This is a genomic window from Streptomyces sp. NBC_00691 (assembly GCF_036226665.1).
GTDB lineage: Bacteria > Actinomycetota > Actinomycetes > Streptomycetales > Streptomycetaceae > Streptomyces.
This window is the reverse complement of the sequence record NZ_CP109007.1, coordinates 5181248-5202117: the sequence shown is the minus strand read 5'-3', so window position 1 is coordinate 5202117 and position 20870 is coordinate 5181248. Positions and strand designations below refer to the sequence as shown.

The following is a 20870-nucleotide window of genomic DNA, read 5'->3' as shown; positions in this document are numbered from 1 at the left end:
GCGCTGGGTGTCAGAACATGCTCAGGAGCTGTTCCACCGTGGGTTCCGCCGTTCCCTCGCCGTCCGGCAGGGCCAGTTCGAACCAGACGGTCTTGCCGCGCGGGGTGCGACGCGAGCCCCAGGAGGAGGAGAGCAGACCGACCAGCTGCAGGCCCCGGCCGCCCTCGTCGGTGTCCTTGGCGCGGCGACGCCTGGGCTGGACGAGGCCGGCGTCCCAGACCTCGCAGACGAGGGTGCGGTCGCGGAGCAGCCGCAGCCGGATCTCGCCCTCTCCGTAACGCAGCGCGTTGGTGACGAGCTCGCTGACGAGGAGTTCGACGGTGTCGACGAGCGGTTCGAGGTCCCAGGCCTTGAGCTGGGTGCGGGCGAGTTCACGGGCCCGGCCGACCGAGCGGGGTTCCCTGGGCAGCCGCCAGTCGCCGACGGCCTCGCTGGGCAGTCCCTGGATCCTGGCCATGAGGAGGGCGATGTCGTCCTCGCCGTGTCCGGTCTCCAGGCTCGTCAGGACCCGGTCGCAGACGTCCTCCAGGGGGCGGGCGGGGTCGGTGAGGGCGCGCCGGAAGGCGCTGAGGCCCTCGTCGAGGGGATGGTCGCGGGATTCGACGAGCCCGTCGGTGTAGAGGGCGAGCAGGGCGCCTTCGGGGAGTTCGACCTCGACCTCCTCGAAGGGTTCGCCGCCGACCCCGAGCGGCATCCCTGGGGGTACGTCGAGCAGCAGGGCCTCCTCGCCGGGTTCGACGAGCACCGGCGGGAGGTGTCCGGCGTTGGCGAAGGTGCAGCGGCGGGTGACCGGGTCGTAGACGGCGTAGACGCAGGTCGCGAGGTAGACCTCGGAGAGCTCGGGGCCGCGGGACTTGTGGCCGCGGGACTGCTGGGCGCCGATGGGGGCGCCGAGGCCGCGGGCGATCTCGTCGAGGTGGGAGAGGACTTCGGCCGGCTCCAGGTCGAGCTGGGCGAGGGTGCGGACGGCGGTGCGCAGTTCGCCCATGGCGACGGCGGCGCGCAGGCCCCGGCCCATGACGTCCCCGATGACGAGGGCGGTGCGGTGGCCCGGGAGCTCGATGACGTCGAACCAGTCGCCCCCGACCTCGGTGGCCGCGGTCCCGGGGAGGTAGCGGCAGGCGATGTCGAGGCCGGCCGCCTCGGGGTCGCCGGGCGGGAGCAGGCTGCGCTGGAGGATCAGGGCCCGCTCGTGCTCGCGGCGGTAGAGGCGGGCGTTGTCGATGCAGACGGCGGCGCGGGCGGCGAGTTCGACGGCGAGGGCGCGGTCGCGCTCCCCGAAGGACTCGCTGCCCTTGGCACGGGAGAACTGGACGAGTCCGACGACGGTGTCGTGGGCGACCATCGGGACGACCAGGGTGGTCTGCACGAGTTCGCCGTCGGCGCCGGGCACGGTGCGGAGGCGGCCGGTGCGCAGGACCCCGGCGCACGGCGAGTTGAAGGGGTAGCGGTGGACGGCGCCGACCTCGATCGGTTCCGGCCCGCAACAGCCGCTGCCCGGCCCGTGGCTCTCGTCGGTCCTCAGGGGCGTGTCGGAGACGGCGCTGGCGAAGGCGACCCTGCGGAGTTCGGCGCTGCCGGCCCCGTAGCCGACGTCGTGGGAGCTGCCCCATCGGCCGGGCGGCGCCTCGTCGCCGGTGAGCAGGCCCTGGTAGAGGTCGACGGAGGCGAGGTCGCAGAAGCCGGGGACGGCGACGTCGAGCAGCTCGCGGGCGGTGGCCTCCAGGTCGAGGGAGTTGCCGATGCGGGCGCCGGCCTCGTTGAGGAGGGCGAGGTTGCGGCGGGCGCTGGCGGCTTCCCTGGCGGCGTTGTGGCGGCGTGTCACGTCGATGCCGAGGCCGGCGACGCCGATCGGGCGGCCGGATCCGCTGTGCACCCGGTAGAGGTTGATGGACCAGTGGCGGCGGTCGCGGGAGCCGGGGGCGGCGCCGACGATCTCGAAGTCGGTGACGGACTCCCCGGTCTCCAGGACGCCGCGGAGGGCCGCGGTCATCCGGTCGGCCTCGGGCAGGTTGAGGTAGTCGTGGACGGTGCGGCCGCGGTGGTCGTCGGCGGAGCCGCCGAAGACGGTGGCGAAGCGCCGGTTGGCCCGCTTCACGGTGAGGTCGGTACCGAAGAGGAGAAACCCGAAGGGCGATTGGCCGAATATCGCCTGGGAGGCGGCGAGGTCCGTCTCGATGCGGCGGAGGGCGCGGACATCGACCACGATGCAGAGCGCGGCCCGCTCTCCGGTCTGCGTCTCGCTCGGCATGACGTACATCTCGGCGATGCCGTGGGGCCGGTCGTCGCCGGGGATCCGGAAGGGGACGAGACCTGTCCACTCCTTGCCGTCGAGGATCTCCCGGACCCGCCGGTGACCGCGCTCGCGCAGGTCGGCGGGCATGAAGGCCTCGACGGGGTCCTTGCCCCTGGCGTCCTCCGCGGTCACCCCGAAGAGGTCCACGGCCCGTCGGCTCCACTGCTCGACGAGTCCGTCGGGCCCGATGGAGAAGGACGCCACCCGGATGTAGTCATAGATGGAGCCGGGCGGGCTGCTCTGCCACACGACGCCGCCACTCGCCTTCTCAGGTATCTCGCTCACGCGACCGTCCCCTCCAGCTCACCGCACCGGACCGGCCATGCCCGCAGTATTCAATACGGCAGGCCCGGACGGCACGACGTTCACGATCACAGGGTGGTCTCGTTCGCTTCGCGCCGAGTACCGGTGATCGTTGTCCCACCCTGTTTACTCACCAGGGAGAGCCAGCTCGAACCATACGGTTTTGCCGGTTCTTCCTTTACGAGTGCCCCAGCGGCGTGCGGAACAGGCCACCAGACCGAGTCCGCGGCCCCCTTCGTCCTCGGGTCCGGGGGCGCGTGCGGTGGGGGGATCCGGAAGCGGATCGGAAACCTCCACGAGGAGGGCGGGCGGACGGGTGGGGTCGCTGCCGTCGATTCGGGGGCGGACGAGCCGGACCCCGATCGGTCCGGACGCGTACCGCAGGGAGTTGGTCACCAGCTCGCTGACCAGCAGGACGGTCACATCGCCGAGGGCCGAGTCGAGGTCCCAGGCACGCAGCGTCTCGCGCACGGCGTGGCGAGCCGTGCGCACGGCGTTCGCCTCCGCCGGGAAGTTCCACTCGGCGCGCTCGCCGTCGGTGTCGATCACACCCGATCACTTCCCCAGCCGTGCGTCAGCAGGAAGGCCCACGTCCTCTTTCAACGGGTCAATCAGGACATACCCGGAATATGGGGCGGGATATCGCGCTGGGCGCAGCAGCGGGCGCACGGTGGCACGAACGGCGTAGAAAGTCAGCCGTGCGCGCCTGTTCCGGGCTCGGCCGGGAACCGCCGGGCGGCCTCGGCGACGGCGGGGCGGTCCTGGTCGAGCCAGTCGACCGAGTCCAGCTCGGACCGGGCGAGCCAGCGCAGGGCGTCGTGGTCCTCCAGCGGGCGCGGTTCACCCGAGAGCAGCCGGGCGGTCCAGACCCGGAGGACGTATCCGGGCTTCAGCGGCCACTCGCCGGGGATCCGTTCGCCCGGCTCGACCTCGACACCGAGCTCCTCACGCAGCTCTCGGACGAGGGCCTCTTCGGGGCTCTCGCCCGGTTCGAGCTTGCCGCCGGGCAGTTCCCAGCGGCCGGCGAGCTCGACGGGGGCGCTGCGGCGCGCGGCGAGCAGCCGCCCCCGGTCGTACAGGGCGCCCGCGACGACGACCACGGCGGGTTCGTGGGGCGCGGCGGGGTCGGTGGTGCGATCGGTCATGGGCGCGAGCGTAGCCCGGCCCGGCCGACGGCCGTCGGGCTCAGAGCGCGGGGGTGCCGATGCGCTCGACCCAGTAGAGCCGCTTGTGGCCGCGGTCGTCGAGGCTGTCCGCGATCTTCTGCGCTTCGTCCTCGGTCGCGTACCGCCCCACCCGGTAGCGGTTGCCGTTGTCGTCCTGCCGAATGACGAGCCAGGCGAGGACAGGGCCGCTCTCGGTCATCAGGCTTCTCCCTCCGCCGGTCCGGGCGCCGTTGAGGATCTCCGTGAAACCGCAATCCGCATATGCCGGAGCTTACGCCTGACCTTCACACAGCGGATACGGAATTACACAAAGAGATACGGATCGGCCGGGAACCGACGGAGGGAGGCCGAAGTCACGCCCCGCCGGCCGCCCCGGGCACGGTCGGCACGGGCATCAGGACGGGACCACCGGCACCCTCGGGGTCCTTGCGGCAGACGTCGCCGCACGTGGCGTCGAGCGAGCAGCAGAGGGAGCAGACCGGGCCGGAACGCACCGGGCAGTCGGCGATGTCGGGGAGTTCGTAGGCGGTCTCGCACTCCGCGCAGGTGTGGGTCGCCCGCTCGTCGACGGCACCGGCGGCCGGACCGTTCACCGTGTTGGGGCGGGCCAGGTAGTAGCGGCCCCGGGTGACCCGGGCGATCAGCGGGCAGAGGACGAGGGCGAGACCGGCGGCGATGAAGGTGGAGAAGGCCTGGGCGTAGGTACCGAAGAGACCGAAGAAGGCGAGGATCGAGACGACGGAGGCGATGACCATGGCTCCGAAGCCGGCCGGGTTCACGGCATACAGATAGGCGCGCTTGAACTCGATGTACGGGGGGCTCCAGCCGGCCCGCTTGTTGATGACGAGGTCGGCGGCGACGGCCGTGATCCAGGCGATGCCGACGTTGGAGTAGAACCCGAGCAGCTTGTTCAGGGCCGCGAACATGTTCATCTCCATCAGCGTCAGCGCGATGGCGAGGTTGAGGAAGATGTACCAGACACGGCCCGGGTGCCGGTGGGTGACGCGGGAGAAGAAGTTCGACCAGGACAGCGAGCCGCTGTAGGCGTTGGTGACGTTGATCTTGACCTGGGAGACGATCACGAAGAGCGCGGCGGCCGGCAGGGCGAAGGTCCCGAGCCAGGGCTTGAGGGCCTCGATCTGAGGGGCGATCGGTTCCAGGGCGTGGGTCTTGCCGACGGCCTCCAGGGCGACGAACGCGAGGAAGGCGCCGCCGAGCTGCTTGGCGGCGCCGATGACGACCCAGCCGGGACCGGCGGCGAGCACGGCGAGGTTCCAGCGGCGCTTGGTGGCCTCCGTCCTGGCCGGCATGAAGCGCAGGTAGTCGGCCTGTTCCCCGATCTGGGCGATCAGGGACAGCGCGACGCCCGTGCCCAGGCCGAAGCCGATCCACGAGAAGCCGGCGCCGGCTCCCTCCGTACCGCCGAAGGAGGCGAAGGCGCCCCAGGCGCCGGGGGCTTCGAAGGCCAGGACGACGAAGGGCAGCACCATGCCGATGATCCAGACCGGCTGGGTCCAGGCCTGCACCTTGGCCAGGGCGCCCATGCCGCGGAAGACGATCGGGATGACGATGAGGGTGGTGATCAGATAGCCGATCTCGACGGGCAGGCCGACGGCCTGATGCATGGCCTGGGCCATGATCGAGCCTTCGAGGGCGAAGAAGATGAAGGTGAAGGAGGCGTAGATGAGCGAGGTGAGCGTCGAGCCGAAGTAGCCGAAGCCGGCGCCGCGGGTGATCAGGTCCATGTCCAGGCCGTACCTGGCGCAGGCGCGGGCGATGGGAATGCCGGTGAGGAAGATGAGAGTGGCGGCGGTGAGGATCGAGGCGAGCCCGCTGCCGAAGCCGTAGGTGAAGACGATCGAGGCGCCGATGGCGAAGTCCGCGAGATAGGCGATGCCGCCGAGGGCGGTTCCCGCCACGGTCCCGGGCGACCAGCGCCGGAAGGAGTGCGGGGCGTAGCGCAGCGAGTAGTCCTCGCGGCTCTCGTCGGCGGCCAGCTTGGCGTAGCTGCGGCGGGGGTGCCCGGGGGGCGGCCCGGCCTCTCCCGGCGCGTCGGGGGCCAGGCAGGCGCCCCCGCCCGGCTCCGGGGCGGTTGCGCCCCCGGCCGGCTCCGGGATGGAGGTGTCCCCGCCCGGTTCGGGGGTGGGGGTGGTGACCGTGTCCGTCATGAGGGTTCCTGTCGTCCGACCGGTTCGCGGGTACGGACGTGGAAGGTAGGAGCCGGTCGTGACGGACGGCGGCGGTGCGGGGTTGCGCCGGGGTTACGCGAGCTGACGGCCCGTTAACTCGCGGTCACGCCCCGCGGACGGCGGGGTCCGCTGAACGGTCACCGCACGGGCAGGTGGTACGAGAGGCGGTAGCGGTCGGCCGGGACCACGACGTCGGCGGTCTCGACGGCCCGGCCCGAGGCGTAGTACGTGCGCTCGACGACCATCACGACATGCCCCGGCACACCGCCGAGCGCCAGGAGTTCCTCGGCGAGGCCGGGCCGCGCGCCGACCTCCTCCACCACGTTGTCCACGACGACGTCGATGGCCGCCATCCGCTCGACGACACCGCAGCCGCCCAGGGGGCCCTCCTCGGGCAGCATGACCGGCGTCCGGCCCGTGACGGCGAGCGGCTCCCAGGAGGTGGCGACCATCATGGGCTCACCGCCGTCCCGGTACACGTACCGCGTGCGCATCACGCGCTCCCCCGGCTCGATGCCGAGGCGCTCGGCCACCTCGCCGCTCACCGGCTCCTGCTCGCTGCTCGACTCCCAGGTGCCGCGGGCCCCCTCGGCCGCCTGCTCCTGCCGGAAGGGGCTGGCGCCCGACGCGGGGCGGTAGCCGGAGCGGGCGATCCTGCGCGGCACCGGGCGCTCCCGGACGTAGGTTCCCGAGCCGGAGCGCCCTTCCACCAGTCCCTCGGCCATGAGTACCTTGCGGGCCTCCAGCGCGACGGTGTCCGACACCCCGTACTCCTCGCGGATGCGCGCCTGCGAGGGGAGACGGGTATGCGGCGGAAGCGAGCCGTTCGCGATCTTCTCCCGCAGATCGCTCGCCACGCGGAGATAGGCGGGCTGCTCACCGAACGTCACTGGACACTCCCCTCAGGTTGACTGACAGCTACAGCCTGGCAACCGTCGGTCGCGATCCGCAAGCATGGGCCAAAGTTTCACTCGAAGTGATGACACCGAGATCACACCTCTTGCTACCCAGGGTCACTCCGGTTAGGCGGCGTCAGCCCTCTTGACCCGCATTGGTACAGACCAATACGTTCCTGTCAGCACGTCTCACCTCGCACGCACGCTCCGGCCCGCACGCACGCTCCCCACCGTGCGCGCGCCCGCACGCTCCACCGCACGCGCCATCCCGCCTCGCACAGGAACGAGCCCATGCGTCCCAGAGCCATGACCAAGCTGACCTTCGGTGCGGCCGCCGCGGCCACTCTCGGTCTCCTCGCCACCCTGGCCCCCAGCGCCGACGCGCATCAGCCGAACGGGCACAGGCCCGAGCTGAAGCGGATCGGCTACTTCACCCAATGGGGCATCTACGGACGGAACTTCCAGGTCAAGGACCTGGAGACGAGCGGCACCGCCGCCAAGCTCAGCCACATCAACTACGCCTTCGGCGTGATCGGTCCGGACGGCAAGTGCCTCATGGGCAACGCACCCGGCTCCGACCCGTGGGCCGACTACGTGCGCCCGGTCGACGCCGCCACCTCGGTGGACGGCGTCGGTGACACCGCCGACCAGCGACTGGCCGGAAACTTCAACGAGCTGCGCGAGCTGAAGGCCGAGAACCCCGGCCTCAAGGTCATGATCTCGCTGGGCGGCTGGACCGGCTCCGCGCACTTCTCCGACGCGGTGCGCACCGACGCCGGCCGCAAGACCCTCGTCGCCTCCTGCATCGACACGTACATCAAGGGCAACCTGCCCGTCGACGGCGCCCGCGGCGGCGCCGGGGCCGCCGCCGGGATCTTCGACGGCGTCGACCTCGACTGGGAGTGGCCCGGCTCGGACGGCGCACCCGGGAACGTGATCCGCCCCGAGGACAAGCCCAACTTCACCAAGCTGGTGCGGGAGTTCCGCACCCAGCTCGATGCCTACGGCCGCTCGCTCCCGAAGCACCAGCGCAAGCACTACGAGCTCAGCGCCTACGTGCCCACCGCGCCCGCCAAGATCGACGCGGGCTTCGAAGTCTCCAAGATCATGCGGGACTTCGACTTCGTGAACCTCCAGGGCTACGACTTCCACGTCTCCGGCGAGAAGACCACCGCCCAGCAGTCCGCGCTCTTCGCCAAGGACGACTTCAGCGTCGACCAGACCGTCAAGGCCTGGCTGCGGCGCGGCGCCCCCGCCAAGAAGCTCGTGGTCGGCATGCCGTTCTACGGCCAGGGCTGGACGGGCGTCACCGGCGGCGGCGACGGCCTCGGGCAGCCGGCGACCGGCCCCGCGCCCGCGACCTGGGTGGCGGGCTCCGAGGACTACAAGTACCTCAAGAAGCTGGCGGAATCGGGGACGTACAAGCTCCACCGCGGCTACCGCGACGGTCACGCGTGGCTCTTCGACGGCACGAACCTGTGGACGTACGACGACCCGACCGTGCTGCGCACCAAGGCGTCCTACGTCCGGCAGAACGGGCTCGGCGGCGCGATGATCTGGTCCCTCGACGGGGACACCGCGGACGGTGAGCTGATCACCGCCATCGACCGGGGCCTGACCCGGCGCTGACCCCACGCCCCGGCCGCCGTACGGCGGTGGCCGGGGCCCCCGGACCGCGGACCGGCACCGCCGCTCGCGGTGGACCGGCTGCGGCGGTCGGTCACGGGCCGCCGCACCCCGGGCCATCGCCCGGTCCGCATACGACGGGGCCGGGCCTCCCGAAGGAGGCCCGGCCCCGTTCTACGAACCCGCCGAAGAGGCAGGGGGCCCGCACGAAGGCCCGCACCGAGGCCCCGTACGAAAGTCCCGCACGAAGCCGCACGGGCCCGGCAGACGTGTCGGCTCAGGCGGACGTGCCCTCGCCCGCCGCGCCCACCGGCGGGGTGCCGGTCAGGTCGAGCGCGGTGCGGGCGTCCGCGCCCAGGTCCTCGGGGAGCGCCTCCCACGCCGCGTCGTAGGCGGCCCAGTAGGCGTCCGCGTCGGGGGCCGTCGCCAGCTTGAGCCACTGCTTCGACGCGGCCCCGAGCTGCTTGCGGAGCGCCGCCACCGACGGGGCGCAGTCCGCGGGCCAGGTGCGCTTCCCCAGACCCGTGTACGCCGTGTTGACCGCGCCCAGCAGCTCCGTGGCCCACACCTTGTTGGCGGTGAAGTCCTCGTCCGGGTCCGACTCCGGCTCCCGGTAGGTGACCGTCTCGATCGGGTTGACGGTCTTCAGGAAGGACTCCTGGTCGTCGGTGAGCCGGGTCGCGTCGGAGCGCACGGAGCCGCTGAAGGGCTTCTTCTCGCTGGCGAACGCGCAGGTCACCGTGCGGTCGCCGAGGCGCCAACTCTGGCTGCTGGGGAGGTAGTAGTACAGCCAGACGTCCGCTGGGACGGCCCAGGTGTCCAGTGCGTACGCGCCGTTGACCGTCTCGCAGCGCTTCTCCGCGATCTTGTCGATCGCGTCCTCGCCCGGCCACTTGTCGAAGCCGGTCACCTTGAACCCGCCGGTGACCTCGCCGATGTGCGGACGGTCGCAGCCGACGACCGTGACGTCCGTCGCGTACTGTTCCAGCTCGCCCTCGGGGGTGAAGCACTGCCCGGTCCGCAGTGAGAAGGGCGACTTCGACCGGGACGCCTCGTCGACGCCCTCCTTGAAGCCGCCCCAGAACGAGCTGATGCCGCCGGTGGCGATGCCGACCACGAGCAGCAGACAGCTGAGGGCGGAGAGGACGATGCCCGCGACGGCGAGCCCCTTGCCGGCCTGGTCGCGCTTCCTGATCCGGGGAAGGGCGAGGAGGCCGAGCACCAGGCCGAGCGGCGGCAGGCAGCAGACTATGCCGGAGACGAGCGAGGCGACGGCGAGCCCGTTGGTGGTGCGGCGGGGCGGCTGTCCGTACGGGCCGACACCGGGCATGCCGGGTCCGCCGGGCGTCCCCGTGTAGGGACCGGCCGTGTACGGCATCCCCGGCGAGGTGTACGGCCCCGGCGCGGGCCAACCCCCCTGCTGCGGGCCTCCCCCGGGGGACGGCGGCGGGGGTGGGGTCGGCGGGGTCGGCTCCACGGGTACGGTGCTCCTGTTCGGGGCGAACGACGCGAACAAACGATCGGTCGCGCATCGTACGCGGCCGTGCGGAGCGGTCGGCATGCGGGGGACAACTCCGACGATCCCGGCGGCGGCGGAAGAGACGGTCGCCGTCGGACGACGGAAGGGGCGGTCGCCGTCAGGCGACCGCCCCTCATCGTTCAGGGTCCGTCGGGACCGGGGTCAGAACTGCAGCCCCCAGGAGTCGATCTTGCCGGTGTCGGCGTTCGCGTTGTCCGTGACCCGGAGCTTCCACGTGCCGTTGGCGACCTCCGAGGAGGCGTTCACGGTGTACGTGGTGTTGATGTTGTCCGAGCTGCCACCGGTGCCGAAGGCCTTCAGCGTGTACGCCGAGCCGTCGGGGGCGATCAGCTGGACCTGGAGGTCGCCGATGTAGGTGTGGACGATGTTCACCGGCACCTGGAGGGCGGCCGGGGCGTTGCCGGTGACGCCGCTGACGGTGACCGGGGACTCGACGGTCGCGTTGTCGGCGATGGCGAAGTCGGCGGTGTTCTCGAACTTCGGGCCGGTGGGCGGGGTGGTGGTGCCGCCGCCGACGTAGAGCAGCCGGTTCGGGGAGCCGGAGCCCGGGTTGGTGACGACGTTCGGGGTGGCGGCGGCCGTCAGGGCCGCGGAGACCTGCGCCGGGGTCGCCGTCGGGTTGCCGGCGAGGTAGACGGCCGCGGCGCCCACGACGTGCGGGGTCGCCATGGACGTACCGGAGATGGTGTTGGTGGCGGAGTCGCTGGAGTTCCAGGACGAGGTGATCGAGGAGCCCGGGGCGAAGATGTCCAGGACCGTGCCGTAGTTGGAGAAGCTGGAGCGGGCGTCGGTGCTGGTCGTGGAGCCGACGGTGATGGCCTCGGTGACGCGCGCCGGCGAGTAGTTGGAGGCGTTGGCGCTGTCGTTGCCCGCCGCGACCGCGTACGTGACGCCGGAGGCGATCGAGTTGCGGACGGCCGTGTCGAGGGCGGTGTCGACGCCGCCGCCGAGGCTCATGTTGGCGACGGCCGGCTTCACGGCGTTCCGCGTGACCCAGTCGATGCCCGCGACGACCTGCTCGGTCGTGCCGGAGCCGGAGTTGTCGAGGACGCGGACGCCGACGATCTTCGCCTTCTTCGCGACGCCGTACGACGTGCCGGCGACCGTACCGGCGACGTGGGTGCCGTGGCCGTGGCCGTCCTGCGCGGTGTTGTCGTTGTCGATGGCGTCGTAGCCGTAGGAGGCACGGCCGCCGAAGTCGCTGTGGGTGATGCGTACGCCGGTGTCGATGATGTACGCGGTCACACCCTGGCCCGCGGTGTCCGGGTAGGTGTAGCTCTGGTTCAGCGGGAGGGCCTTCTGGTCGATCCGGTCCAGGCCCCAGGACGGCGGCGACGGCTGCGTGCCGTCGACGTGGAAGACGCGGTTCTGGACGACGGAGGCCACGGCGGGGTCGGCCGCGAGCTTCCTCGCCTGTGCCTCGGAGAGTTCGACGGAGTACCCGTTGAGCGCCGAGGTGTACGTCCGCTTGATCTTCGCGCCGAACCTGGCGGCCACGGCGCGGCCCTTCGCGGTCTCGGCCCGCGCCGACCCGTCGAGGGTGACGATGTAGCTGCCCGCGATCGTGCCTTCGGCTCCCGCGTTCTCGATGACACCCTCCGGGGCGGCCGGTGAGGCGGCGGCCGGGAGGGCGGAGAGGGTGCCGAGGGTGAGGGCGGTGACGGCGACGGCCGCGGCGGTGGCGATTCGACGCCGTGATTCACGCATCACTGACATGTGAGGGGTCCTCCTCATTGGTGGTGCGTCGCTGTGGGGGATTAGCAGGGACATGACAAGTAGATGTGGCTCCACACCGCCTCGCGCATCCGGCTGCCGAGCGAAAGATTGACTGATCCATAGGAATCTCACAAGGGCTCCCGACAGCCCGCAACACCCGCGCCACACAGCTGACATGCTGATCCTCATGACCGCCTACGTGTGCCCCCGTTGCCAGGTCCACTCGCCCACGGACGCCCTCACCTGGTGTTGTCCGAAGTGCCGCGGCCCCTGGGATCTGGAGTTCACCGGTGGGCCGGTTTCCCTCCCGTCACTCGCGTCACGACGAAATTCGTTGTGGCGTTACGAGGAGGCACTACCGCCGATGCCGTACGCGCCGGAGGTGACGCTCGGGGAGGGCCGTACCCCCCTCGTCCCCCTGGAGGAAGCGGCGGAGGGAACGGTTTCCGCCAAACTCGACTTCCTCATGCCGACCCTGTCCTTCAAGGACCGCGGCGCGGTGATGCTTGCCGCCCACGCCCTCCGCCTCGCACGGAACGGCAGCCTCCGCCAGGTCGTCGCCGACAGCAGCGGCAACGCGGGCACGGCGATCGCCGCGTACGGCGCACGGGCCGGTCTCGACTGCCTCGTGTACGTCCCCGAGGGCACCTCGGCCAAGAAGCTGGAGCAGATCCGGGCGCACGGGGCCCGGGTCGTCGAGGTGCCCGGCGACCGCGAGGCCACGGCCCGCGCCGCGCGGGCGGCCGCCGACGAGCCCGGCACCTTCTACGCCTCGCACGTCCACAACCCGTACTTCCTGCACGGCACCAAGACCTACGTCTACGAACTCTGGGAGGAGCTCGGCGGCCGCCTCCCGGACACGATCGTCGTCCCCGTCGGCAACGGCACCCTGCTCCTCGGCGCCGCCCTCGCCCTCGACGAGCTGCACAGCCACGGCCTCACGGACAACCGCCCCGCCCTCGTCGCCGTCCAGGCGGAGGCCGTCTCCCCGCTGGCCGCGGCGTTCCACGCGGGCGCGGAGGAGCTGGGCGAGGCCGTCCCCGTCCGCCCCACCCTCGCCGAGGGCATCGCGATCCCGGCGCCGCCCCGCGCCTCTCAGATCCTGCGGGCGGTACGGGCGACGGGCGGCACGTTCCTCACGGTGACGGAGGACCAGATCCGGGACGCGCAGCGGGAACTGGCCCGCCGCGGCCTCTTCGTGGAGTCCACCGGGGTGGCCTGCTGGGCGGCGGTCCGAGCCGCCGCGCCGAGGCCCGGCCTCACGGTCGTACCGCTGTGCGGGGCGGGGGCGAAGACCGGGCTCGCGCGGTGACCCCGGGGCCCTCCGGTGCGACCGGGCGGGCGTCGGGGGCGAGGGCCGGAACGCCGCGGCGGGGGGTCAGGGGCCAAGGCCGGAACGCCGCGGGCGGATGCCCGCGGCGAAGGCCGTGACGGCTGCCCGCGCCGGATGTGTCCGGCGCGAGGCCGCTCAGAACTCGTCGGCGCCGTTGCGGAGCTGCTCCGTCCAGTAACCCGTCTTCGCGACGGCCCCGTCGACGGCCAGGCCGCCCGCGGGCGCCTTGACCACGATGCTGCCCTCGGCCGGGCCGTCGGTGGCGAAGAGGTTCACGTTGAAGCTGTTCACGACCTCGGTGTTCTCGTGGGTGCCGCCGAGCGCGACGCGCACGTTCGCGTAGGCGGGCGCGCCGGGCTCGAGGACGACCGGGGCGCCCGGCTTGCTCTTCGCGACGGCCGGGACGTCCTTGGCGGTCTGGATCGGGCCGAAGGCGAGCAGCGGGTACTGGAGCAGGGTGCAGGCGCTGCCGGAGGTGTTGGTCGCGGTGAGGACGATGTGCTCGGTCGGGACCTCGTCGGCCTTCGCCGCCGTGACCTTGATGTCGCCGTAGGCACAGGCGGGCGCCTTGGCGGAGGTCTTGCCACCGGTCGAGGAGCCCGCCGTGGTCCCCTTCGTACCGCTGCCGCCGGACGTCGTCGTACCACCGGTCGTCGTCGACCCGCCGGCGGAGCCGGAGCCGCTCTTCGCGGCGGTCTGGTCGGCGGTGCCGGCGTCGGCGCCCGTCCCCTTGTCGGCGGAGCCCGCGGCCGACGGGGCGGAGCTCGCGCTGCCCGCGTCCTTCGCGCCGGTGTCCGTGTCGCCTCCGCAGGCCGTCAGGCCCAGCGAGAGGGCGGCGATGGCGGCGGCGGCCAGGACGGTGGACTTGTGGTGGGTACGCATGGTGGTTCTCCCCCGTGAAACGTGCGGTCGGCGTGGACGCGCCGGGGCGACCGCCCCGGCGTCAGGACACCGAGTACGTCAGGTCCCCGGTGCTGTATCCAGCTTCCGCCCTCGCGCTGCCGTCCCGCTTGCGTACCGCTAACGATCCGCTGACAGGCGCGAGAGCCGCGCCGCCGCCCGCGCCGAACCCTCCGTGAAACCGGCCGCGTCGGACGCCGCGATCGCACGTTCCAGCTGGTCGGCGGCCTCTTCGACACGACCGATGCCGGCCAGCGCCTCGCCCTTGACGATCTGCAGCTGGGCCTGGACGACCACCGCGTCGGGTGCGACGAGTTCCCCGGCGCGAAGGGTGTGCGCGAGCGCCGCGTGATAGTCCCCCGCGTTCATGCAGTGCCCCGCCAGATGATGGAGGGTGAGCACCTGGGTGGACGGATGGCCCGTGCGGTCGGCCAGCGAGACGGCGTGCACCATGAGCAGCCCGGCGCGCTCGTGCTCCCCCGTCGAGTCCAGGACGGCGGCGTGGTTGACGTACGCGATCGCCTCGCTGATCGTGTCGCCGGCCCGGGCGGCCAGGCCGGGCGCCTTCTCCAGATGGACGAGGGCCTCGGCGTCCCGGCCCTCCTCGTGCAGGATCCAGCCGAGCAGCGCCCTGGTCCGCGACTGCGCGTCGAAGTCGCCCACGTGCTCGGCGGAGACGAGTCCGGCCTCCAGGAGCGGCGTCCAGCCGTCCCCGATCCGCATGAGCATCAGCGGCCACTGCACCAGGGCGAGCCGCCAGGCCCGGTCGTGCAGGCCGAGGGCGGCCGCTGCGGTGACGGCGCCCTCCAGGGCGGCGCGCTCGGCCACGTACCAGTCGAGGGCCGCCGTCCGGTCCTCGAACTCGAGGGTCGCGGCGGGGCGGCGGGCGTCGGCGGGCAGCGAGTAGCAGGGCTGGGAGCCCGGCTCGGCCGCCGCGTCGGCCGCGAGCCCCGTGTACAGGTAGTGGTCGAAGAGGCGCCGCAGGCCCTCGGGATCGGCGTCCTCGGCGAGGTGGCGGGCGTAGAGCCGTACCAGGTCGTGCGGCATCCAGCGGCCCGGGACGGGCTCGGTGAGCAGATGGGCGGCGGCCAGCCGGTCCAGGTCGACGGAGGCCTGCGCCGGGGACGTGCCGACGAGCGCGCCGGCCGCGAACCGGTCCAGGTCGGAGCCGGTGTGCAGGCCGATCGCGCGGAACAGCCGGGCCGCGGAGTCGGGCAGCTGCTGCACGGTGAGGTGCAGCGCGGCGGAGACGCCCCGGTCCTCGACGTCGAGGAGCAGGAGCCGGCTCTGCTCGTCGGCGAGTTCGCCGACCATCGCGCCGAGGGTCCACCCGGGGCGCTCGGCGAGCCGGGCGGCCGTCACGCGCAGCGCGAGCGGCAGGCCGTCGCAGAGTCCGGCGAGCCGAGCGGCGGCGGCCGGTTCGGCGGCGACCCGCGTCTCGCCGAGGACGGTGGTGAGCAGCGCCTCGGAATCGGCCGGGGGGAGATGGCAGAGCGGCACCGGCCGGGCCGCGTCGGAGGCGATGAGGCCGCCGAGCCGGTCGCGGCTGGTGACCAGGGTGGCGCAGTGGTCGCCGCCCGGCAGCAGGGGCCTGACCTGCTCGGAGGAGCGCGCGTTGTCGAGGACGACGAGCAGTCGGCGGCCGGCGGTCAGGGAGCGGAACAGGGCACCGCGCGCCTCGACGGCCTCGGGGATCCGCTGCGGCTGGACTCCGAGCGCGAGCAGGAATTCGCGGAGGACGCCGGCGGTCTCGGGGGCCGGGGTGTTGCTGAAGCCCCGCAGGTCGGCGAAGAGCCGCCCGTCGGGGAAGTCGGCGCGGCGCTCGTACGCCCAGTGGACGGCGAAGGCCGTCTTGCCGACGCCGGCGGGCCCGGTGACCAGGCAGACGGGCCCTTCGCCGCCCCGCACGACCCGGTCGAGGGCGGCGAGTTCCGCGCCGCGCCCGGTGAATCCGCGCGGGGCGCGCGGCAGCCCCTCCGGCGCCGGGACCGCGACGGGAGGCACGGGCCGGGGTGCGGTCACGGGCTCGGCGGAGCGGAGCAGTGTGGCGTACGCCTCGCTGAGCGTCTCGCCGGGATCGACGCCCAGCTCCTCGGCGAGCAGCCGCCGGGTGCGGTGGTACCAGTCGATCGCGTCGGACTGTCGGCCCGAGCGGCCGAGGGCCAGCATCAGCGCGGCCGCGAGGGACTCCCGCAGGGGGTGCGCGACAGCCTCGGTACGCAGGACGGCGGCGGCCCTGGCGTGTTCGCCGAGCGCTCCGTACGCCTCCGCCAGCGACTCGACGGAGGCGAGGCGCAGCTCCTCGAGCCCCCCGGCGGCGGCTTCGAGGGGGCGGCTGTGCACGGTCCCGGTGAGCGCGGGACCCTGCCAGTACGACAAGGCCTCCCGCAGCATCCGTACCGCGTCGGCGGGGCGCCGCTGCACCCCGGCGAGCGCCACGAGCTCCTCGAAGCGGTGCGCGTCCACCAGGGACTCCGGCATCCGCAGCACGTACGCCGACCCCTGGGTGGCGAGCTCGACCCCGTACGCCTCCGCCCCGTGCTCGGCGAGAAGCGCCCGCAGCCGCGAGACGTGTCCCTGGAGCACGGTCTTGGCGTGGGTGGGCGGCTCCTCCTCCCAGAGCGCGTCGATCAGCTGATTGACGTTCACCGCGCTGTTGGGCCGTAGCAACAGCATGACGAGAAGGCTGGACCGTTTGGCGGGCCCCAGGGCTACGTCCCCGTCCTCCGTCACCAGCGCAACGGAGCCGAGCAGCCGGAACTCCACCAGTACACCTCCGCGATCCTGCCCCCGTTCCCCAGCAGTCGAGGATACGTGGGGTGGGAGGGTCGACCGTGACGTGGAGATCCCCGATCCCGCCCTCGTCGTCCGAATCTGCACATGGTGATGAACTGTGCGTTGTGCACGGTTACCTGTGCGCTGTGCTGAGCGGCTGTGTAAAAAGGGGGATCGAACCCCTGCGCTGCTCCCCACGCGCCAGGATGAACCGGATGTACCGCCGGTCCTCGGCTTGTGCACGCCTTCGGGGCGACTACCTGCTCCACGTCGAACGACTCGCTCAGTCCAGCAGGTCGACCTCCCAGTTCGACCGCTGGATCAGCACGTCGACCTCACGGATCTCCCGCGCCAGCACATCGGCCTGCGCCCGCAGGGGCGCCACGGGGAACGCCGACAGCATCTTCAGCTCGGACCGCAGCTGCCGCACCATGCCGTGCTGGTCCCGCCCGGCGGCGGCGTCGGCGGCCGACGTGACGACGGAGTGCCGCAGCCGCAGCACGTCACGCCGCGCCAGCGCGTCGGTGAGCGTGCCCCCGCCCTCGACGACGGCCTGGGCGTTGGTCCGGTTGATCCGCCGGATCAACCCCTCCAGCTCCGCCAGGACCTCGCCCGTCTCGGCCAGCAGGGCGGCCGCGTCCTCGGCGGGCTCCTCGCCCTCCTGGTACCGGGCGCTGCCGACCACCCGGGACCGCAACTGCTCGACCCGCCGCGCGGCATCCGCCCGCAGCACCAGCGCCTCGGCAAGCTTCACGACCCGCACCTCCACCACGATGATTCCGGCTGAAAGTATGCCCGCCGTCGGACACCACCGCGGACCGGCCGCACCCCGGCACGCGGACCCCGCCGCCGCTACTCGACGAAGTAGGAGTCATGACGGACGAAGAACTCCGCGCGCTCCTCGTCCGTCGCGTCCGCCATCGCGGCCAGACCCTCGAAGCACTCCTCGCGCGCGGCACCCGGGGCGAAGATCATCAGCATCTCGGCGGGGGCGTCCGAGTCGTTGCGGAAGGCGTGCAGCCCGCCTTGGGGCACGTAGAGGAAGTCGCCCTTCCGCGCATCGACCCAGCCCTGGACCTCGACAAGCTGACGCCACCCCGAAGCAGCTGAGAAGTCGGCACCACGTCAGCACGGGAGCACGGAAGGGGTCGGACTCGCCGGAGCCCGACCCCTTCCGACCCGCACGTTCGACGAGAGCGACCAACGCGCGGGGACGACGCGCCGAGACGTTGAAGCGGAACGTCTGCGGCCTGATCCTGACCTGCGGCGGAGCCCCCTCCAGATCCCTGACCTGGGATTTCCTTGTTGGCGTGCGTTGGCTCCAGACGCCTGTTTACGGGTGTCCTGCGGACTGGCTGCGGACTGGCCGGAGGCTCCGAGGCGGCGAAATCCCTGGCACACCGGCTGGGCCTGCAAGGAGACTGCGCAGGTGAGCAACTCCTACCCCTGTCCCTGCTGCGGGCACCGCGTGCTGGACGAGATGCCCGGCTCGTTCGAGATCTGCCCTGTCTGCTTCTGGGAGGACGACGGGGTCCAGTTCCGCTGGCCGACCATGGCAGGCGGGGCGAACAAGGTCTCCTTGATTGAGGCCCAGCGGAACTACCAGGACTTCGGCGCCTGCGATGAGCACGGCCGCCGGTTTGTCCGCCCGCCGGCCGAGGACGAGCCGCTCGACCCCGCCTGGCGGCCCATCGACCTGACGCGCGACTCCTTCGAGGACTGGGAATCCGAGGACCGCGCCCCGTGGCCAGACGACCGCTCGGTGCTCTGCTGGTGGCTCCCCACCTATTGGCGCCGGGACCACCCATGACCACCCACACCGAGAGACTCATCCAGCAGCTCGACGACTCGACCGGCCCGTCGTACGACACCCGCGCGGAACTGATCGGTATCGGGTCCGACGCCATCCCCGCCATCATCGACGGACTGCCCCCCTCGGCGGCTTCGGGCAGCTGACCGCCATCGAGGTCTTCGAAGAGGTGGCGGACCCGCGCTGCGGCCCCGCTCTGATCGCCCTCCTGCGCAGCGACGACTCCACCCGTCCGGGAATGGGCGGTGATGGCCCTGGCGAGCCTGGAGATCGACGGCGCGGTCGAGCCCCTGCGTCGCGCCTACCCCGCCTACCTGGAACGGGCGACGCCACCGGACTGGAGCGAGCCAGAAGGCATCCGCTGGGCCCTGACTGAACTCGGCGCCCGCGCCCCGTTCGTCCCGCCGCTCACCGCGCGCCTGCGAGCCGCCGCAGCAAACGACGCCCCGGGCTGGCCCTCGGCCCGCTTTCCCGAGGTCATCAATGACCTGGCCGACCACGCCCAGGTGATCCTCTACGCCCAGTTCCGGCGGGTGGACGCCGGCCGCACGTACGGCATCTCCGACACCGGCCTGAACTGGGAACTCGACTGGACCGCGCCCTGGGAGCTTTTGGTCGAGGAGTCCCGCACCTGGTCCCTGCTGGAAGCCTCCGAAGCCCCCATCGGCGACAACGTCTTCGTCGCCCCCACCTGGATCGACCGCACCGACCTGCGCCCGGGAAAGTGACCGACAGCGTCCCGGCACCCGCAAAGACCAGCTGCGGTTGCATGATCGAGCGCTGCGACTTCGTGAAGGCGGGACCCCACCCATGGTCCTGCCACTCTCGAACACTCTGTTCCGATCATGGTCAATCCCGGTCACTCCGCGGAACGGGCGGGGAACAACGAAGAACGAAAGAGGCAACGGGCAACGCCACCGAACCCCGGTTCTCCAGACGAGGGTCGTGCCAGACTCACTTTCGGACGCGAAGCGAAACGACACCGTTACAGCAGGTGTTCAACGTCGAGAGCGGACGGCCCTCGCGGTCACTGTTCAAGGGGAGGTTGATGATGAGCACGACTTTACGTTTTGGCCCGGAACTTCGTCGTTTACGAGTGGAAGCGGGGCTCACTCTTACCGAGTTCTCCGTGGCACTCAACTACGACAAGGGGCACCTCAGCAAGGTCGAGCGCGGAGAGCGTTCCGCGTCCCCCGAACTGGCCCGGCGGTGTGACGCCTTCCTCGGCGCGGACGGCGAGCTGCAGCGCCTGGCCGCCCGCCCCGAAGCGGACTCGGACTCGGGTACCGCCGAATCCCCCGCCGGTCCGAGCCGCTGGCTCGTCGGGCGTCGGGCAGTCCTCTCGGCGGGTACCGGAGTACTGATCGACCTCGGCCTGAAACTCGGCAGTCAGGCGTTGTCCTCCGCCGACGCCCCCCTACTGGGCTCCTATCGCACGCAGTTCGACCAGCTGCGAAAGCTCGGTCAGTCCACCGCTCCCAAAATCCTGCTGCCCCTGCTGGAGACGCAGACCCGCATGATCGCCGGGCTCGTCTCCGACATCCGGTCCGCTTCCCGGGCCCCCGCGCTCCTGCTCGCCTCGCGGTTCGCGGAGTTCACCGGCTGGATGGCCCAGGAGGCCGGGGACAGCGACGCGGCACTCGACTGGACGGGCGAGGCCGTCGAACTGGCGCGCGCCGGGGGTGACCCGCACCTCGGTTCCTACGCACTGGTGCGGCGCGCCCTGGTCACCATGTACGGCGGGGACGCCGCTGGCACCGTCGCGCTGGCCCGCCGCGCCCAGAGCAGCGAACTCCCATCGCGCATCAGGGGACTCGCGGCCCAACGAGAGGCCCAAGGGCACGCGCTCGTCGGCAACGAAGTCGACTGCCTCCGCAGCCTCGACAGGGCGCGGGAACTGCTCGCCGACGACACCCTCAACGGCGCCGAGCCCGTGATCGGCACTTCACACGTGAGCGATCCGGCGGCGATGTCGACCGGCTGGTGTCTGTACGACCTCGGGCGTCCCAAGGCCGCTGCCGAGGTACTCGACCGAGAGTGCCGTCGCCTTCCGCCGCACGCGCTGCGTACCCGCGCCCGGTACGGCTTCCGCAGGTCCCTGGCACATGCCGCCTCCGGGGAGGTCGAGCACGCGTGCGCGATCGCCGGGGAGCTCCTGGGAGTGATGCCGGCCGTGCCCTCGGCGACGGTGAACAGCGACGTCCGACGCCTCGCACAGGAACTGTCCCGGTTCCGGAGCAGCCGCGCCGTGCGTGATCTGCAGCCCGCGCTGGCACGCGTACTCGCCCCCGCGCACGGCTGACAGCCGCTCCACGACCGA

General features: G+C 72.0%; 17 protein-coding genes and 1 pseudogene. 6 read left to right on the top strand and 12 right to left on the bottom strand.

Going from position 1 to position 20870, the window contains the following annotated elements:
• Positions 1 to 10: 10 nt before the first annotated feature.
• The 6 genes from OG392_RS23705 to OG392_RS23680 all read right to left on the bottom strand — a co-directional run bounded on the left by OG392_RS23705 (position 11) and on the right by OG392_RS23680 (position 6844).
• The gene (locus OG392_RS23705; protein ID WP_329282641.1) at positions 11 to 2581 is read right to left on the bottom strand and encodes a SpoIIE family protein phosphatase; all 2571 of its coding nucleotides are present in this window, start codon (positions 2579 to 2581) and stop codon (positions 11 to 13) included.
• A gap of 144 nt (positions 2582 to 2725) precedes the next feature.
• The gene (locus OG392_RS23700) at positions 2726 to 3148 is read right to left on the bottom strand and encodes an ATP-binding protein (protein ID WP_329282639.1); all 423 of its coding nucleotides are present in this window, start codon (positions 3146 to 3148) and stop codon (positions 2726 to 2728) included.
• Positions 3149 to 3291: 143 nt separating this feature from the next.
• Entirely contained in the window at positions 3292 to 3744 is a 453-nt protein-coding gene (locus OG392_RS23695) for a (deoxy)nucleoside triphosphate pyrophosphohydrolase (protein ID WP_329282637.1), read from the bottom strand.
• Positions 3745 to 3784: 40 nt separating this feature from the next.
• A complete protein-coding gene (locus OG392_RS23690; protein ID WP_329282635.1) occupies positions 3785 to 3964 on the bottom strand; it encodes an SPOR domain-containing protein in 180 nt (59 codons plus the stop codon).
• A 154-nt stretch (positions 3965 to 4118) separates the two neighbouring features.
• Positions 4119 to 5933, bottom strand: a complete 1815-nt coding sequence (locus tag OG392_RS23685; protein ID WP_329282633.1) for a purine-cytosine permease family protein — start codon at positions 5931 to 5933, stop codon at positions 4119 to 4121.
• Between the two features lie 158 nt (positions 5934 to 6091).
• A complete protein-coding gene (locus OG392_RS23680) occupies positions 6092 to 6844 on the bottom strand; it encodes a GntR family transcriptional regulator (RefSeq protein WP_329282631.1) in 753 nt (250 codons plus the stop codon).
• 297 nt (positions 6845 to 7141) lie between these two features.
• Here OG392_RS23680 and OG392_RS23675 point away from each other — a divergent pair, with 297 nt between their 5' ends.
• Positions 7142 to 8479, top strand: a complete 1338-nt coding sequence (locus OG392_RS23675; protein ID WP_329282628.1) for a glycoside hydrolase family 18 protein — start codon at positions 7142 to 7144, stop codon at positions 8477 to 8479.
• A 274-nt stretch (positions 8480 to 8753) separates the two neighbouring features.
• Here OG392_RS23675 and OG392_RS23670 read toward each other — a convergent pair whose 3' ends face one another.
• Positions 8754 to 9854 (bottom strand): DUF4190 domain-containing protein, encoded by a 1101-nt coding sequence (locus OG392_RS23670; protein WP_329282626.1) that lies wholly within the window; start codon positions 9852 to 9854, stop codon positions 8754 to 8756.
• Positions 9855 to 10157: 303 nt separating this feature from the next.
• On the bottom strand, positions 10158 to 11732 hold the full coding sequence (locus OG392_RS23665; protein ID WP_329282624.1) for a S8 family peptidase: 1575 nt from the start codon (positions 11730 to 11732) through the stop codon (positions 10158 to 10160).
• Between the two features lie 175 nt (positions 11733 to 11907).
• On the opposite strand from OG392_RS23665, the gene OG392_RS23660 reads away from it, so the two are divergent.
• A complete protein-coding gene (locus tag OG392_RS23660; protein ID WP_329282622.1) occupies positions 11908 to 13044 on the top strand; it encodes a threonine synthase in 1137 nt (378 codons plus the stop codon).
• A 156-nt stretch (positions 13045 to 13200) separates the two neighbouring features.
• Here OG392_RS23660 and OG392_RS23655 read toward each other — a convergent pair whose 3' ends face one another.
• The 4 genes and pseudogenes from OG392_RS23655 to OG392_RS23640 all read right to left on the bottom strand — a co-directional run.
• A complete protein-coding gene (locus tag OG392_RS23655; protein ID WP_329282620.1) occupies positions 13201 to 13947 on the bottom strand; it encodes a DUF4232 domain-containing protein in 747 nt (248 codons plus the stop codon).
• A gap of 138 nt (positions 13948 to 14085) precedes the next feature.
• Positions 14086 to 16731 (bottom strand): AfsR/SARP family transcriptional regulator, encoded by a 2646-nt coding sequence (locus OG392_RS23650; protein ID WP_329282618.1) that lies wholly within the window; start codon positions 16729 to 16731, stop codon positions 14086 to 14088.
• 292 nt (positions 16732 to 17023) lie between these two features.
• Entirely contained in the window at positions 17024 to 17494 is a 471-nt protein-coding gene (locus OG392_RS23645; protein ID WP_329282617.1) for a DIP1984 family protein, read from the bottom strand.
• Between the two features lie 98 nt (positions 17495 to 17592).
• Positions 17593 to 17796 (bottom strand): annotated as a pseudogene (locus OG392_RS23640) (cupin domain-containing protein); the annotation flags it as partial.
• A 373-nt stretch (positions 17797 to 18169) separates the two neighbouring features.
• Here OG392_RS23640 and OG392_RS23635 point away from each other — a divergent pair.
• From OG392_RS23635 to OG392_RS23620, 4 genes are all read left to right on the top strand, one after another.
• A complete protein-coding gene (locus tag OG392_RS23635) occupies positions 18170 to 18550 on the top strand; it encodes a CPCC family cysteine-rich protein (RefSeq protein WP_329282615.1) in 381 nt (126 codons plus the stop codon).
• Positions 18547 to 18696: a hypothetical protein gene (locus OG392_RS23630; RefSeq protein ID WP_329282612.1), complete on the top strand. Its 150-nt coding sequence runs from the start codon at positions 18547 to 18549 to the stop codon at positions 18694 to 18696. The genes OG392_RS23635 and OG392_RS23630 overlap by 4 nt, the downstream gene beginning before the upstream one ends.
• A 102-nt stretch (positions 18697 to 18798) precedes the next feature.
• Positions 18799 to 19278 carry a hypothetical protein gene (locus OG392_RS23625; protein WP_329282610.1) on the top strand — a complete coding sequence of 160 codons (480 nt, stop codon included), beginning with the start codon at positions 18799 to 18801 and terminating at the stop codon, positions 19276 to 19278.
• Between the two features lie 323 nt (positions 19279 to 19601).
• On the top strand, positions 19602 to 20852 hold the full coding sequence (locus OG392_RS23620) for a helix-turn-helix domain-containing protein (protein WP_329287413.1): 1251 nt from the start codon (positions 19602 to 19604) through the stop codon (positions 20850 to 20852).
• The last annotated feature ends 18 nt before the right edge of the window (positions 20853 to 20870 follow it).